Raw genomic sequence first — 15,515 nt, 5'->3', positions numbered from 1 at the left:
CACGCGGAGTCGCGGAGAACGCGGAGATCATCCAGGTTTTCTCCGCGTCCTCCGCGACTCCGCGTGAGTCAAAAAACTATCCGTTTACATCTGCTTGCCCGCATCAGGGAAGAAAAGGGACTGGCCGAATTTTTCCTTCCCGAACTCCCCGATCATCTTCTGAGTTTCGGGGGCTATCATGAAGGCTACGAAGGCCTCGGCGCCTTTGGCGTTGACCTTGGTGAACTTTTCCGGATTCACCTGCATGACGTGGTAGATATTGAGGAGCCCCTTGTCGCCTTCCGAAAGGATTTCCAGTTTCAGGTTGGATTTTTGAGCCAGGTAAGTGGCACGATCGGTGAGGGTGTAGCCCTGCTTTTCAGAAGCCATCTGAAGGGTCGCTCCCATGCCCTGGCCGGTTTCCTGGTACCATTTCTGACCGGCAGGAGTCACTTCGGCCTTCTTCCAGATGGAAAGCTCCTTTTTGTGCGTCCCTGAATCGTCCCCGCGAGATATGAAAATCGCCTGTTTGGCGCTGATGGCCTTGAAGGCCTCCATACTGGACATCCCCTTTATCTTGGCGGGATCGTCAGGGGGGCCGGCGATAACAAAGTCATTGTGCATGACCAGTTGATAGTTGGTCCCCACACCGGCGTCCACCAGTTTTTTCTCGGCTTCCGGCGCATGCACCAGCAGCACGTCCGCTTCACCCTTCTCTCCCATGGCCAACGCCTGCCCGGTTCCGACGGCAATGGTTTTCACCCGGTAGCCCGACTGCTTTTCAAAGGCAGGGATGAGAACATCCAGGAGCCCCGAATCCACTGTGGACGTCGTCGTCGCCAGGATCACGTCCTTGCTGTCCTGGGCGTGGGTCACGTTCCCGCTGAAAAGGCCAATGAGAGCGAACACAAACAAAATGGCTGCAACCGGTTTGAACAAACGCATCGTTCCCTCCTTGTGTGGTTATGGATGATGTATGTGGAATGAAATGGGTAGCAGAGTGGGCATTTGCTGTCAAGTTCGGCATAAACTTTACCCCATCTCCTTCCCGTCACGGCTCCAGCACGATTTTCCCGAACTGGTCGCTCTTCTCCATGGCTTCGAAAGCCTCACGTCCGGCCTGGAGGGGCAGGACCCGGTCGATGACGGGTTTGAGCTTCCCTTCCCACAGGAGGGCCGTCACGTCCCGGAAGTCCTGATGGGTGCCCATGGTGCTGCCAACCAGGCTGATCTGCTTGCTGAAGATGAAGCGGATATCTATTTCCGCCAGGGGCCCACTCGTGTTTCCCACAATGACAATGCGGCCGCCTCGCGCCACCGCCCGCATGCTTTTGTTCAGGGTCGCCGCTCCCACGTTGTCCACCACGACGTCCACGCCGCGCTTGTCCGTAAGAGCTGCCAGCTCCTTCACCCAGTCGCCGCGGGAACGGTCCAGGACGACATCGGCGCCCAATTCCCGCGCCCGAGCCGCCTTATCCGCATTGCCCGCCACCACATAGACCCTGGCGCCTGCCAGCTTGGCGATCTGAGTGGCCATGCTGTTGACTCCCCCGCCGGCCCCCACCACCAGGACTGATTCTCCGGCGCGCAGCCTGGCCCGGTGAATGAGCATCCGCCAGGCGGTGAGAGTCACCAGGAGCGGGGCGGCCGCCGTGGGAAAGTCGAGGAGCTCGGGCATGCGCATGAGCCCTTCCGCGGGAACCGCCACGTATTCGGCCAGTCCGCCGCGCACGTGCTCTCCCGGAATCCGGTAGCCCGGGCTCAGGCTGTGCTCTCCCCGCCGCGTGAATTCATCCTCCAGGGTGCTGATCCCGGGGTCCGACACGACCCGATCTCCCACCTTCCAGCCCGTGACGTCCGGTCCCACGTCGGCCACAACCCCGGCAACATCCGAACCTCCCCAGTGGGGCATTTCCAGCTTCAGCCCCGGCCAGCCCCGCCGTACCCAGATGTCCAGATGGTTGAGGGCACAGGCCTTGACGCGGATGAGAACTTCCCCCGGCCCCGGCTGAGGATCCGGAACTTCACAGAACTTGAGGACATCGGGAGCTCCGTGCTCGTGAAAACAAAGTGCTTTCATGATCTTGATTTCCTTTTTCGAGAGTGCGATGAAAAAACAAACGCTCGGTTCAAAACCGGCATGATGCAGAAACTGTCACGATGACTGCAAAGTAAAGACCGCTTCCGGGGAATTCAAGGCTTGAAGATGTTAATTCATTGATACTTTTAGAGCTTATGCTCGATTCATTCGGATCATTTCAAATAGGGATTGGATTTTCACGCTTTTCATCTACAATATTAAGTTTTAATTTTCTGTCACTTGCGAGGTATATTTCATGAAACGCACGGATCGCGCCGCCCGGAATTCGGGCAGGGGCATGTTCAAGTGGCTCTTCTTCACTTTTTTCGGGCTCCTGGCCACTGTCGTTCTCATCGGGGGCATCGCGGCTTTTGCCTTCTACCTCCAGTTGAACCAGTCGCTTCCCAGTGCTCATGCCCTCAAAAACTACCATCCCCCCCTGGTCTCCACCCTGTACGCCGCGGACGGCACGATTTTGGGGGAGCTCTACACGGAGCGCCGCTATCTCGTACCCCTGGAGCGGGTGCCGTCCCATCTCATCAAGGCACTTCTGGCCGCGGAAGACGCACGCTTTTATGAGCACGGCGGCGTGGACTTCCCCGGAATCGTCCGGGCCTTCTTCAAGAACCTGCAGGCGGGTGAAATCGTTCAGGGAGCCAGCACCATCACTCAGCAGGTGGTGAAATCCCTCCTCCTCACCCCGGAGCGCACCGTAACGCGCAAGCTGAAGGAGGCCATCCTCGCCTATCGCATCGATCGCACCCTGAGCAAGGATGAAATCCTCTATCTCTACGTCAACCAGATCTATCTCGGATCCGGCGCTTACGGGGTCGAAGCCGCCGCAAGGACGTATTTCGACAAGCACGTCGAGGAGCTGACTCTTTCCGAATCGGCTCTTCTGGCCGGTCTGCCCAAGGCTCCCAGCCGCTCTTCGCCTTTCCAGAACCAGGCCGCCGCCAGAGAGCGACAGAAGTATGTTCTCGACCGCATGGTGGAGGTGGGATTCATCCCGGCCCAGGAGGCCGAAAGGGTCTTTGCGGAGCCCCTGAATCTGAGCAAGCCCAAGCGATGGAGCCTCACGGAATTCGATCATTTCACCGAGGAAGTCCGCAGGCAGCTGGAGGCGACTTACGGCCGCGACGGCCTTTACAAGGAAGGGCTCAATATCTACACCACCCTGGACCGGCGCGCTCAGCAACTGGCGGAAAAAGCCCTGGACCAGGGACTGCGGAGGCTCGACAAACGCCACAGCCGCTACCGGGGGGTCCATCTCAATGTGCCGCGCGAGGACTGGCCATCGGCCCTCAGGGTCCTGAGCAGCAACAACGGCGAACTGAGCGCGGGCAAGGTCGTAGCAGCACTGGTGACGGAATACGATATCCCCAACAAGACCTGCCAGTTGCTCATCGGGGATACCCGGGGAGTGCTGCCTTCCACGGGCTGGGAATGGGCGAAAATTTCCAGCAGGCGGGCGGAGAAGCGGTTTCGCGTGGGCGACGTGATCCGGGTGCGGCTGGAAAAGTCGGAGAGCGACAAGACCTGGCTGACCGCTCTGGAACAGGACCCCGGCATGGAGGGGGCGTTCATGGCTATGGTTCCCCAGACGGGCCGGGTGCTCTGTCTCGTGGGGGGACGCAATTTCGCTCAGAGCCAGTTCAACCGGGCGACCCAGGCCGTTCGCCAGCCGGGATCGGCTTTCAAGCCCATGATTTATGCCGCAGCCCTGGAAAAGGGGTACACACAGGCGTCCATTTTGATCGATTCTCCCCTCATCCTGGACGATCACAGCCTCAGGGGAAAGTGGAGACCGGAAAATTACGATCGCAAGTTTTGGGGCCCCATCCTCATGAGAAGGGCTCTGGTCCATTCGCGAAACGTCGTGACGGTCAAGCTGCTGAGCGACATCGGCGTACCGTATGCCATCGAATATGCGCGGAACCTCGGGATCACCTCGCCCCTCACCCCCACCCTGGCGCTGGCGCTGGGAGCCTCGGGAGTCACTCTTTCGGAGCTGCTCACCGCCTACACCCCTTTTGCAAACGCGGGGGAGCGGGTCGAGCCGTACCTCATCGAAAAAATAGTGGACCGGGACGGCAATGTCCTGCATCAGCATCAAACCGAGTCCACGGGTGTCATGACTCCTGAGAACGCTTATGTCATGACGGACATGCTGCAGGGGGTGGTGCAGGAAGGCACCGGGAAAAAAGCCAAGGAACTGGAGCGGCCTGCTGCCGGAAAAACGGGAACCACCAATGAGCTGAAGGATGCCTGGTTTGTCGGCTACACACCCGACGTGCTGGCGGGCGTGTGGGTGGGCTACGACGACCACAATGTCTCCCTGGGAAAGGGGGAAACGGGAGGCCACGCGGCCTGCCCCATCTGGGTCTCCTTCATGAAGGAGTGGCTGAAGGACGCCCCCGTGGAGGCCTTTCCCATCCCGCCCGGAGTCGTCTTTGCAAAAATCAACCCCAACTCCGGAGGACTGGCCGGCTCACAAGATCCCTCCGCCATTTCCGTTGCCTTTGCAGGGGAAGTTCCTAAACTCCAGGCACGGCCCAGGCGTTCAGAACCTAAGGATTCGGCGGGCGAGTCTGGTCGCCCTGCCACGTCGGAATCCTTTTTCAAGTCCGATCTGTTTTGAGGGGCACACCAGATATTTTCACGGCCGGTACTCCTTTCATGAAGCCCCTCTTTGACCTTGAGCCGGTTGAGCAATACTGTGCAGGAACGGTAGCATGCAGCGTTATTTCGGCCCCCAGGGGCTTCTGGCCCAAAAGGTCACATCCTTCGATTTTCGCGCTTCCCAGCTGGAGATGGCCGAGGAGGTCTACCAATGCCTGACCAGTGAAACCCCGCTCCTGGTGGAAGCCGGAACAGGAACGGGAAAAACCTGGGCCTACCTTATTCCCGCCATTCTGAGCGGGAAAAGAGTCGTGGTTTCCACCGGCACCAAAACCCTCCAGGACCAGATCCTCGACCACGACATCCCGTTCCTGAAGCGCCTCATCGCTCCCCATCTTCAAGCCGTCTGTCTCAAAGGGCGGCGCAACTACCTCTGCCTCCGGCGCTTCCGGGACTTCTCCTATCAGCCCACCCTCTGGAACAAAGAGGAAGCCAGGCTCTTCAGACGATTTCAGCAGTGGGCTGCGCGGACTCCCACCGGGGACCGTGCGGACCTGGACTGGCTCCCCGACGGCTTCCAGACCTGGAACGAAGTGAGCTCCGGCAGTGAAGACTGCCTGGGGCAGCAGTGCGACGACTATTCCCGCTGCTTCATCACCCGCCTGCGCTTGGAAGCATCGCGTGCTCATCTCCTGGTGGTCAATCACCATCTTTTTTTCGCAGACCTGGCCCTGCGGGGAAAGGGGCTGGGAGAAATCCTCCCCGATTACGACGCGGTGATCTTCGATGAAGCCCATCAGCTGGAAGACACCATCGGCCTCTATTTCGGCCTGCAGTTCAGCAATTTGAAGATCAACGACCTGTTACAGGACCTTCATAGGGAGACTAAAAAGGACGCCGGGAAGACACAGCGCTTCCAGGAAATCCATTCCATCGCCGTGCAGCTTGAAGCCCTCAGCCGCCTGCTGTACCAGGGCCTGTGCCCGACGCCGGGGGCCCAGGGACGCTTTCCCCTGAATCTCCAGAAGGTGGGAAAATCGTTCGTCGACACATGCCGGCAGCTCCTGCACGCTCTGGAACAGCTGAGCGCGCTGCTGACCCCCAAAAGCGACAGCCCAGAAACCCTGGATCTTTTACACCGCCACAGCCTGGAAATGGCCGGGGAGGTCCGGAAGATCCTGGAGCAGGACAATCCGTCCCTCGTCTACTGGTACGAGCTTTCCGCCAAGGCGGTTTTCATTTATGGAACGCCCGTCGATGTGGCGCCGGTTCTCCGGGAAAAACTCCTCTCCCGCAAGTCTGCCGTGGTGATGACCTCCGCTACCCTCTCCATCGCAGGGTCCTTTGATTTCATCCGGAGATCCCTCGGGATGCCTCCTGAAACCCGTGAGCTCCTGCTGGCCTCACCCTTCGATTACGAGAAACAGGCTCTGCTGTATATCCCGTCGACCTTCCCCGCACCCCACGAACCGGGGTTTTGCGAACGCCTTGCAGAGGAGGCCTTGCAGATTCTGACCAAAACCCAGGGAAGGGCCCTCTTCCTCTTCACGAGCTACCGGAACATGAAGGAGACCCATGGGCTCCTCAAGGACAGACTGCCCTATCCCCTCTTCGTGCAGGGAGCGAAGCCCAAACGCACGCTCCTCGCGCAATTCAAGCAGGAAATCCATTCCATCCTTTTCGCCACGAGCTCTTTCTGGCAGGGGATCGATGTGCCCGGAGAGTCCCTGAGCTGCCTGATCATCGACAAGCTCCCCTTCGAAGTGCCCGACGATCCCCTCATTTCCGCCCGCATGGAGCACCTCGGAGCACAGGGGAAAAGCCCATTTGTCCATTACCAGGTACCCCGGGCCGTTATCCAGCTGAAGCAGGGCGTGGGACGCCTCATCCGGTCTCCCGGAGACCGGGGTGTCATCGCCATTTTCGATGTCCGCCTCCTGACAAAGAACTACGGACGGCTTTTCCTGAAGAGTCTCCCCCCCTGCCGGCGTGTGCATCACCTGGACGACATCCCCGGCGACTTTATCGCTCTCCTTGAGAATTGCTGATACGCAGCACTCTTGCATAGGGCAAAAGCAGAAAAAAGTAGTATATTATGAGAACATCGAATTCGATGAATATCGAAAGACCATAAGGATACAGAGTCTTGGTACTGACCGATCATTAATCCATCAATGGGAGGAGACCTATGGAAAAACAGATTCTCTTTGCGGTAGACGGTTCGGAAAAGGGCTTCAACGCTTTGTCCATCGTGGGTGATCTTGTAAAAGAGCAGTCCGATGTCCATTTACTTCTTTTCCATTGCGTTCAGCAACTGGCCGGGCTTGCGCCCGGGGAGATCGGCAGGGAAGTGGAACAATCCTACAAAGTTCCCCACGCCGCCCAGGAAAAAGTGGGCAACGCCGTGCTGGAGGAAGCCAAACGCCATCTCTTAGCCACGGGTTTTCCCCCGGAGCGTATGCAGGCCAAGCTGGCCCTCAACAGCACCGACCCCGCCCGGGATATCCTCCAAACGGCGGAGGAAGAAAAAATTCAGACCATTGTTGTCGGTCGACGGGGAAGGAGCCAGTTGGAAACCCTCCTCATCGGAAGCGTCTCCGCCAAAGTGGCCCAATATGCTCAGCATCGCACCGTCTGGGTGGTGGACACTCCCATTCATGAATCGAGGAAAGTGCTGCTGGCCCTGGAAGGCGGCTCTGATTCCAATGAATTGATCCACTATGCGGGCGAATTTCTGGCCTCGAACCCTCAGCTCCAGTTCACTTTCCTGCACCTCATGCCCCCTGTTCCTCCCACTTTCTGGGATGACGGCCATATTCTAGGGTCGGCCGAGGAAAAAGACCGCCAGTCCCGCATCGAAAAATGGCGCTCCGAATGGGTGGAACGTGTAGAAGGCTACATGACGGAGGCCCGTAAACACCTCGTCAGCCGGGGAGTTTCCGACAAGAATATCGAATCCCTGATCCTCCCCACCAAGCAGGGGGTCGCGCGGGATCTGCTGAACGAGATCGATGCCCATTCCTTTCAGATGGTCCTCATGGGGAAGAAGAGCTTCCGGGAGCGCAAGCCTTTCCTCATGGGCAGCCATGCCAACAAGGTGCTTCAGAATGTGACGGGAACCATACTCTGCCTGGTGGACGGCTGATGCTCAAAGATGACGGAAGGATAAAACGGTCATGGAAGCTCCCATAAGGTTGGGCATCAGCTCCTGTTTGCTGGGGAACGAGGTGCGTTACGACGGCGGGCACAAACTGGACAGGTTCCTGCGGGATACCCTGGGAAAGTACGTGGAATATGTGCCCGTCTGTCCGGAAGTGGAATACGGTTTGGGAATTCCCCGAGAAGCCCTCAGGCTGGTGGGGGATGTTGATGCACCGAGGCTCATGACCCAGCGTTCCGGGGTCGACCATACGGACGGGATGCTTCAGTGGGCCCGAAAGCGTGTGGAGGAACTGGAAAAGGAAGACCTGTGCGGATTCATCTTCAAGAGCCGTTCCCCCAGCAGCGGCATGGAACGGGTGAAGGTGTACAGCGACCAGGGAATGCCGTCCCACAAGGGAGTCGGGCTCTTCGCACGGGTCTTCATGGAGCATTTCCCCCTGCTGCCCGTGGAGGAGGAAGGACGCCTGCACGATCCGCCCCTGCGGGAGAATTTTATCGAGCGCATCTTTGCCATGAAGCGCTGGCGTGAACTGCTGAGCCAGGGGGAAAGCATCGGCCGCCTGGTGGAATACCACACGCGCCACAAGCTGCTGATGCTCGCTCACAGCCCCGCCCACTACCGCGCCATGGGGAAGCTGGTGGCCCGCGCCAGGGAACTGCCGCCGGGCGAGCTGTACCGGCAGTATCAGACCCTGCTCCTGGAAGGACTGCGCCTCAAGGCCAGCGTCCCCAAGAACACCAATGTCCTGCAGCACATGATGGGCTACTTTAAAAAGCAGCTCTCACAGGACGAGAAGGAAGAGATCCTGGAAATCCTGGCCCTTTACAGGAAGGGACATATGCCCCTCATCGTTCCCATTACTCTCATGAACCACTATGTGCGCAAATACGATGAAGCCTATCTCAAGCTGCAGCACTACCTGCACCCGCACCCCATCGAACTGCAATTGAGGAATCACGTGTAGGCCGCCCGGCTTGCCGGGGGGGAGCAGGATTCCCCTGGATTTATGCTCGGTCAGGTTCAGATTTTTTGAGTTGATGCCCCCTGTTCGTTGTAGGAGCGGCATCCTGCCGCGACGGTGAGCCGGTCGCGGCAGGATGCCGCTCCTACAAGCGGTTGGCAGCGATGACGACAGGGTTGAGGCAAGCCCCCAAGGCCATTACCATTATCTGTTCTCATGGTGAACATTTCACCTCCCTGCCTGCTGCACCAACTCCTGCACCTTCCGCACGTAGGCCCGGATATCGCACTTCCTTTCCAGGCCTGACGCCATCATGCAGCGGACTTTGCCGTACACGGGACGCTCCTTCCATGGCCGGTCGTGCAACCCGAAGACCCACGCCACATTGGCGTAGGAAGAGGGGTCACGGCCGTCCAGGAAATATTTGTTGTTGAGGGTGAGGGCCGTCTGGAACGCCTCCCGGGGAGTGCGGCTCCACTCCAGGATCTTCTTCCCCCAGTACATGCGCATGCTGTTGTGCATGTAGCCGCGGGCTTTCATCTCGTTCATCGCCGCATTCCAATAGATATCGTGAGTTTGCCCGCTCTCCAGCTCCTGCGGTGTATACAGCGGGCTTCTCGGGTCGTCTTCATGGTCGGCCAGGGTTGCCTGTGCCCAAGCCGGCAGGCAGGCATAGGAATCGTAGTCGGGCCGGTAATGCACGAAATTCATCGCCAGCTCCCGCCGCACCAGCAGCTCTTCCAGGAAGGCGTCCCGGTCTTTTGCCGGCTGATGGGTTGCGCCCATCACCTGGAGCGCCAGGTAGACGGGGGAAATCTGTCCGAAATGCAGGTACATGCCCATGTAGGACACATCGTCCGTCTGCGGCTGGTTGCGGTGGTCGGCATAGCGGGAGAGCTTGTCCTGCAGGAGCTCGCGCAGTCGGTCCTCGGCGGCCCGGGCGCCCCCGCGAAAGCGTGACCCGACGGGAGCCACGTCAGGCCCTTGCTGCAGCCTGGTCGCCGCTCCGCGAAGCTCCGCACGGTCCATCCCTCCCAGGGGCAGGTTCAGGGATTCCCGGAGGAGGGGGGTGGGCGGCAGGTCCTTCAGGAAAGCTTCCAGGTGTCGCCACAGCTTGGGGCGGAGAGTACGGGCGGCATATTCGGCTTTGTCCGACGCCGTTTCCACGGGCACGACTACATCCGATTCCACCTGCACCACCCGGCAGGGAGCCTCCCGGGCGACCTCCTGCCGCCAGGCCACCTGGTGCCGCAAGTACCCCCGGTCGCACACGATGAGGGATGCCCTGCCGCCCAATTCCAGGGCGACTCGAGGCGGACTCCCGTGCCGGGCGATCCACGGGATGCCCCTTTCCGCCAGGACGTCCCGGGTTTCTTCCAGGCCTTCCAGCATGAAGGCATAGTGCCTGGCGTTGGCTTCCGGGTAGTCGGGCATGAGCCCAAACGCCACGACACAGGGCTGCCCCAGGGCGTTGGCCTGCTCGATGGCGAGCTCCAACGCATGGTTGTACTGAGCCCTCTGGGACTGCTGCATCCAGTAGAGGACATACTCTCCCGCAACAGTATCCTTCTCATTGAGCCGCTGGATGCGCTCCATCTCAATTTTCCTGCTCTCCACGACCGATTTACCCTCCTGCCCCCTCTCGGGCGAAGCATCGTAGATACTCCCCCCAAAGCCCGAAAATACGCTATGTGTAAATACTCGATGCGGATCGAACCTTTCGATGTGACGGCCTTGTTTTGTAGGTTGTCGCTGTAACCGCTGTACTTTTCGCGGTCCCCGGCGATCAAGATCGAACCTTTCGATGTGACGGCCTTGTTTTGTAGGAGCGGCATCCTGCCGCGACAGTGAGCCGTCGCGGCAGGATGCCGCTCCTACAAAACAAGGCATTGAACCCCTAAGAGGTCTCGCCCACCAACCATTCAGGCTGAGTCGACCATTGTACTCTTGCCAACTCGTTCAAGATCCAGCAAACTGGCAAAAATGACGATGTATTTACGGCCGAAACCTATTTGACCCCCATCGCAGGGGAGCAATGTTGTTGGCCTAACGTCACCCCGCCAGAGCGTCTTTATTTACCTGGATTCCGGCTTTCGCCGGAATGACGGAAGTTGGAAAAGTTAACAGCATTGTCGTAGGGGAATACCCATGACTCACCGCACATCACCCGAACACGCCGGAATCATCAAGATATGCCAGGGAGACATCGACTACCAGGGCATTGTGGAGCACATCAACGACGGCGTCGTGATCATCCGGGAAGAGCAAATTATTTTTGCCAACAATGCCTTCTACGAAATTTCCCAAAGCGGGCCGGACGAAGTCCTTCAATCAGATTTTTCCAAATTCGTCTCCCCCGTCGACCGCGAAAAAGTCCGAGAATACTGCAGGGGGCTTCTGTTTGCAGAAGATCTCGCCGATACCATCGAATTCCTCATGCCCGTGAGAGAGGGTGAGGCCATCATCGAGATGAAGGTAAGCGTCGTGGACTGCGGTGGAACCCCCGCCATACTGGGCGCCTTGACGGATATCACCGAGAGGCGCAAGACGCGGTTCGAACTGCAGCGCATCAAGGAACGGCTCGAAAGCATCATCCAGTCCATGACGGAGGTTGTGGTGTCCCTTTCACCGGACGATTTTTCCATCCGGGCCATCAACCCCTCGGCCGAAGCGCTCTACGGCATTCCGGTGCGGGACTTCGTCAGCGGCGAGAATCACATTCTGAATTTTGTTCACCCCGATGACCTGGAGAAAGTGGATCGATTCTACAGGAACCTGCCCGAAGCGGAGTTCGATCAACTGGAATACAGGATCATCCACAGAAACAAGAGCATCAAATGGGTTGAGGATGAAGGGCACGTCGTTTACACGGGTAGTGGGCACATTCGAAGGATCGATCACGTCATCCGGGACATCACCGAAGAGAAAAAGGCCCTCGACGCACTGAAGCTGAGTGAAGAAAAATACAGGGATTTTTTTGAATCCACCAGCGATATGGCCTTCACCATCACGCCGGAAGGCGATTTCATCGACATCAACGAGGCGGGGTTGAAGCTCCTGGGCATCGAGAGCCTGGAGGAAGCCTACGAGAGCAACGTGCGCAATTTTTACGTGGATGGCGCGGAGCGGGACGAGCTCATCAAGGAAATCTACGGCAAAGGGCACGTGGAAGGCATGCAGGTGCGCTTCAAGAACAGGGCGGGAGACATCATCGAAGTGGCCGTCACGGCACGGGCCAAGATTGGCGACTCAGGCCGGCATCTCTATCACGAAGGTATTGTACACAACATCACTCAAACCCTCGAAAATCAGCGGAACCGGGTGCTTCGCAACGCTGCGGGAGGTATGTGCCATTACCTCAATACCCACCTCATGCAACTGGACACCTCCCTGGAGCTCATGGCGGGAGACATCAAATCTCTGAAGGCACTCCTGGAGAAGTTGGACCGGAATGAGGAGGAACCGGGGGCCATCGCAGAGGAGATGAAAGAGGTCGTTGAATCCTTTCTTTTTTCTCATGAAAACATTGCCGATGCCTATCAAAAGATCTCAGAAGTGACGAAGGCATTCAACAAGGCTTTTCTCTACAAGGAAGAATCGTATTCCAGCGATACGATTCTGAACATTTTCAGCGCTTACGGCTATGAGGAAGACGACGCGAAAGGTTAGAGGTCCATTCGGGACAGAGGATCCTGTCGGCATGGAAAAACAAGTGCAAAATCGCTCAAGCCGGTAGACTCGGGAGCTCAAATCCGTTAAAGTGTGACGAAATGGTCTGGAACATCGGCCCCGGGACAAGGGATGACCGTATGATCAACCGCACCAGTTAGAGACATTGAAGACAAGGGACCGATGAACGATTCGACGAATACCCCTGGCGGTGGTGGTCGCTTCTGGAGGCTGACCAAGGTTTTGGTGTGCCTCTATATTGTCGGCGGCGGAATATGGTTGTATCAGCAGGGCTTCTTTCAGCTGTTTCTGGATAGAGAGCGCGTTGTCGAGTTCATCCAGTCCCTTGGCCCCTTCGGCTTTCTGGGGTTCATTTTGCTGCAGACCGCCCAGGTGGTTTTGGCCCCCATTCCGGGGGAGCTCACGGGAATCATCGGAGGGTACCTTTTCGGGGTGGTTGGAGGAACGGTCCTCTCCACCATCGGACTGATTTTGGGATCTTTCATAGCTTTCTCCATTTCCAGGAAGTTCGGTCGCCCCTTTGTAGAACGGTTCGTGGACAAAGCCGTCATGGACCGCTTCGACTACCTCCTCCACCACAAGGGGGTCTTTCTGATTTTCATGCTCTTTCTCCTGCCCGGCTTTCCCAAGGACTACCTCTGCTTCATCCTCGGGCTGGGGCATCTCACCACCTGTGAATTCCTTGTCATCAGCAGCGTCGGACGCCTCTTCGGAACGGTCCTCCTCACCCTGGGGGGCGGCTTCATCCGCTACCAGCAATATGCTCAGCTCTATGTCCTGGCGGGAGTCGCCGTCGCCGTCATGCTCACGGCATGGATGTTCAGGACCCGGTTGGAAAACGTTTTGAGCTCACTGCATAAAAGGAAGGAGCATCTTCCGGCCGGCACTCTTTCCAAGCTGCCGTCCCCGACTTTATCCACTTCCCAATGTGCCAAGGTTAAGAAATAGGAGTTTTCATGATCACCGACCTGATTTCCAATCTCGCCATCCGATGCCTCGACGCCACCGGCTACCTGGGAGCAGCAGCCCTCATGGCGCTCGAAAGCATGATCGCACCGGTTCCCAGCGAAGCGGTCATGCCATTCGTGGGGTTTCTGGTGGCGGACGGAAAATGGAATCTGTGGCTTGCCATAAGCATGACGAGCTTCGGGTCCCTCGTCGGGTCCCTCATTTCGTACTTCATGGGTTATTACGGTGGAAGACCGCTGGTCCTGCGCGTGGGGAAATACCTCCTGCTGGACGAGCACGACCTGACACTGACCGAAAGATTCTTTCAGCGGCGGAGCGGCACTCTGACCCTCTTCCTCAGCCGCTTCATCCCGGTCATCCGCCACCTCATCTCCATTCCCGCAGGGACGGGCCGCATGCCCCTGGGGCCTTTCCTACTGGCCACCCTCATCGGCGCCACCCTCTGGAATTCCTTCCTCCTCGTCTGCGGAATGAAGCTCCGGGAACATTGGAGCCTGGTGCAGACCTATTCCCACCAGGTGGACATCGTGGTCGTCCTCCTCATTCTGGCGGGCGCGGCATGGTTCGCCAGGGCACGATTTACCTCCCGATCCGCAGCCACGGCCAGGACTGAAGCCGAGAGAAAGATGGAGCTGTCGTGACGGCAGGCAAATTTTGATGGTGGGGCGGCGTCCGTCAAAATTTTCCTCTGAGCACCGCCTCATACTCCGTTTCCTCCCCGCCGCATTCTTTAGCTTGCCATGGCTTCGCACAGAAGAGAATTCCGCTTGGTCCAAGAGGGATACGACCACCCCCGGCCGTTCGGACAGGCGGAAGAGACACGCCGAAGGCGGGAGAGCTTCCCTGGAGGGTGCCGGCAAGAGCCCCGCACGAAAAGGGCGGAGCGTTTCGTGAGGTTCTCATGAATCCTTGGATATTGCTCGACAGTGCGCGGGCGCCCAAAAACGGCGGAGAGCTCCGGCTCTACCAGCGTGGGACTGAATTTTCCATCCGTGTGGACCATTGTGAGCTCATGAACAGCCGGGTACATGGGTCGGAAGACGCGCTGGGCGCGCTCGCCTGCGCAAGGATACAGGATCGGCCCAGCCCGCAAGTCCTCATCGGCGGACTGGGCATGGGATATACCCTGGCCGCAACACTGCGGGAACTCAGCGCGGAAAGCCGGGTCGTGGTGGCGGAACTGGTGCCGGCAGTGGTTGCATGGAACCGCGGTCCCCTGGGGGAACTGGCGGGCCGGCCATTGGAAGACCGACGGGTCACGGTTCGCGAGGTCGATGTCGCGCAGCTCCTGCGGGAGGAACAGCGCGCCTATGACGCCATCCTCCTCGACGTCGACAATGGTCCCGAGGGACTGACCCGGAAAGGCAACGACTGGCTCTATGGTCTGAACGGACTGAGTGCGGCCTTCATGGCCCTTCGGCCGGGAGGCGTGCTGGCCGTATGGTCGGCAGGTCCGGACCAGGCATTTACACAGCGGATGTACAAGGCAGGCTTCACGGTGGAGGAGGTGCGCGTGCGGGCTATTAGCGGCCGCAGAGGCCCCAGGCATACCCTGTGGATGGCCGCCCGCCCCGCTTAATACACGAAGGCAAAATCGGAAACGCACCCGCTCATGAAAGCCCTTTCCATCCAGCAACCCTGGGCGAGCCTGATCGCCTCCGGGCGAAAAACCATCGAAACCCGCAAATGGAAGACGGACTACCGGGGGGATTTGGTGATTGTCTCTTCAAAGCGCCCGAAGATCGAACCGGCAGGTTGCGCTTTGGCCATTGTGAGGCTGGTGAATTGCCGTCCCATGACACGGGAGGATGAGGCTGCCGCCTGCTGCAGCCTTTATCCCGGGGCCTACGCGTGGGAACTGGAGTCGGTGCGGACCATCGCCCCTTTTCCCGTGAAGGGGCGGCTGGGGTTGTACGAGGTGGCCCTGCCCGAGGGCGTGCCTGGAGTCGATTGCTCTTGAACCAAACCTGGAGGAGAAAGCTTCGATCGAGTGCTTCAGAATTGCTCACCTTGGAATTTAGGGTCTTCGCGGATTAACGTGAAAATGCCAC

At 58.5% G+C, this 15,515-nt stretch carries 12 protein-coding genes; 9 read left to right on the top strand and 3 right to left on the bottom strand.

The window, feature by feature from the left end; translation table 11 throughout:
- Window positions 1-84: 84 nt before the first annotated feature.
- Both MWC30_RS12915 and MWC30_RS12910 read right to left on the bottom strand, forming a co-directional pair.
- Window positions 85-924, bottom strand: a complete 840-nt coding sequence (locus tag MWC30_RS12915) for a substrate-binding domain-containing protein (protein WP_244084605.1) — start codon at window positions 922-924, stop codon at window positions 85-87.
- A gap of 106 nt (window positions 925-1,030) precedes the next feature.
- The gene (locus MWC30_RS12910; RefSeq protein WP_244084604.1) at window positions 1,031-2,059 is read right to left on the bottom strand and encodes a zinc-binding dehydrogenase; all 1,029 of its coding nucleotides are present in this window, start codon (window positions 2,057-2,059) and stop codon (window positions 1,031-1,033) included.
- 256 nt (window positions 2,060-2,315) lie between these two features.
- Between MWC30_RS12910 and MWC30_RS12905 the strand changes: the two genes are divergently transcribed.
- The 4 genes from MWC30_RS12905 to MWC30_RS12890 all read left to right on the top strand — a co-directional run bounded on the left by MWC30_RS12905 (window position 2,316) and on the right by MWC30_RS12890 (window position 8,808).
- Window positions 2,316-4,700, top strand: coding sequence for a penicillin-binding protein 1A (locus MWC30_RS12905; RefSeq protein WP_244084603.1), 2,385 nt, complete (start codon window positions 2,316-2,318; stop codon window positions 4,698-4,700).
- A gap of 94 nt (window positions 4,701-4,794) precedes the next feature.
- Window positions 4,795-6,729, top strand: coding sequence for an ATP-dependent DNA helicase (locus MWC30_RS12900; protein WP_244084602.1), 1,935 nt, complete (start codon window positions 4,795-4,797; stop codon window positions 6,727-6,729).
- Window positions 6,730-6,869: 140 nt separating this feature from the next.
- Window positions 6,870-7,826: a universal stress protein gene (locus tag MWC30_RS12895; protein WP_244084601.1), complete on the top strand. Its 957-nt coding sequence runs from the start codon at window positions 6,870-6,872 to the stop codon at window positions 7,824-7,826.
- A gap of 31 nt (window positions 7,827-7,857) precedes the next feature.
- Window positions 7,858-8,808 carry a DUF523 and DUF1722 domain-containing protein gene (locus MWC30_RS12890; protein ID WP_244084600.1) on the top strand — a complete coding sequence of 317 codons (951 nt, stop codon included), beginning with the start codon at window positions 7,858-7,860 and terminating at the stop codon, window positions 8,806-8,808.
- A gap of 225 nt (window positions 8,809-9,033) precedes the next feature.
- Here the strand turns inward: MWC30_RS12890 and MWC30_RS12885 are convergent, their stop codons facing one another.
- A complete protein-coding gene (locus MWC30_RS12885) occupies window positions 9,034-10,422 on the bottom strand; it encodes a deoxyribodipyrimidine photo-lyase (RefSeq protein ID WP_244084599.1) in 1,389 nt (462 codons plus the stop codon).
- A gap of 531 nt (window positions 10,423-10,953) precedes the next feature.
- Here MWC30_RS12885 and MWC30_RS12880 point away from each other — a divergent pair.
- From MWC30_RS12880 to MWC30_RS12860, 5 genes are all read left to right on the top strand, one after another.
- A complete protein-coding gene (locus tag MWC30_RS12880; RefSeq protein WP_244084598.1) occupies window positions 10,954-12,474 on the top strand; it encodes a PAS domain S-box protein in 1,521 nt (506 codons plus the stop codon).
- Between the two features lie 183 nt (window positions 12,475-12,657).
- Window positions 12,658-13,443 carry a TVP38/TMEM64 family protein gene (locus MWC30_RS12875; protein WP_244084597.1) on the top strand — a complete coding sequence of 262 codons (786 nt, stop codon included), beginning with the start codon at window positions 12,658-12,660 and terminating at the stop codon, window positions 13,441-13,443.
- 8 nt (window positions 13,444-13,451) lie between these two features.
- Window positions 13,452-14,105, top strand: coding sequence for a DedA family protein (locus MWC30_RS12870; protein WP_244084596.1), 654 nt, complete (start codon window positions 13,452-13,454; stop codon window positions 14,103-14,105).
- 260 nt (window positions 14,106-14,365) lie between these two features.
- Window positions 14,366-15,043 carry a hypothetical protein gene (locus tag MWC30_RS12865; protein WP_244084595.1) on the top strand — a complete coding sequence of 226 codons (678 nt, stop codon included), beginning with the start codon at window positions 14,366-14,368 and terminating at the stop codon, window positions 15,041-15,043.
- A 33-nt stretch (window positions 15,044-15,076) separates the two neighbouring features.
- Window positions 15,077-15,424 carry an ASCH domain-containing protein gene (locus tag MWC30_RS12860; protein ID WP_244084594.1) on the top strand — a complete coding sequence of 116 codons (348 nt, stop codon included), beginning with the start codon at window positions 15,077-15,079 and terminating at the stop codon, window positions 15,422-15,424.
- Window positions 15,425-15,515: the final 91 nt, after the last annotated feature.

This window comes from Desulforhabdus sp. TSK (genome assembly GCF_022836495.1).
Classification (GTDB): Bacteria; Desulfobacterota; Syntrophobacteria; order Syntrophobacterales; family Syntrophobacteraceae; genus Desulforhabdus.
Note: the sequence above shows the minus strand (reverse complement) of the source record. Positions and strands in the feature narration are given on the sequence as shown.

Coding starts and splice junctions, on each gene's coding strand:
- MWC30_RS12915 (WP_244084605.1), bottom strand. CDS start 924: ATGCGTTTGTTCAAACCGGTTGCAGCCATTTTGTTTGTGTTCGCTCTC.
- MWC30_RS12910 (WP_244084604.1), bottom strand. CDS start 2,059: ATGAAAGCACTTTGTTTTCACGAGCACGGAGCTCCCGATGTCCTCAAG.
- MWC30_RS12905 (WP_244084603.1), top strand. CDS start 2,316: ATGAAACGCACGGATCGCGCCGCCCGGAATTCGGGCAGGGGCATGTTC.
- MWC30_RS12900 (WP_244084602.1), top strand. CDS start 4,795: ATGCAGCGTTATTTCGGCCCCCAGGGGCTTCTGGCCCAAAAGGTCACA.
- MWC30_RS12895 (WP_244084601.1), top strand. CDS start 6,870: ATGGAAAAACAGATTCTCTTTGCGGTAGACGGTTCGGAAAAGGGCTTC.
- MWC30_RS12890 (WP_244084600.1), top strand. CDS start 7,858: ATGGAAGCTCCCATAAGGTTGGGCATCAGCTCCTGTTTGCTGGGGAAC.
- MWC30_RS12880 (WP_244084598.1), top strand. CDS start 10,954: ATGACTCACCGCACATCACCCGAACACGCCGGAATCATCAAGATATGC.
- MWC30_RS12875 (WP_244084597.1), top strand. CDS start 12,658: ATGAACGATTCGACGAATACCCCTGGCGGTGGTGGTCGCTTCTGGAGG.
- MWC30_RS12870 (WP_244084596.1), top strand. CDS start 13,452: ATGATCACCGACCTGATTTCCAATCTCGCCATCCGATGCCTCGACGCC.
- MWC30_RS12865 (WP_244084595.1), top strand. CDS start 14,366: ATGAATCCTTGGATATTGCTCGACAGTGCGCGGGCGCCCAAAAACGGC.
- MWC30_RS12860 (WP_244084594.1), top strand. CDS start 15,077: ATGAAAGCCCTTTCCATCCAGCAACCCTGGGCGAGCCTGATCGCCTCC.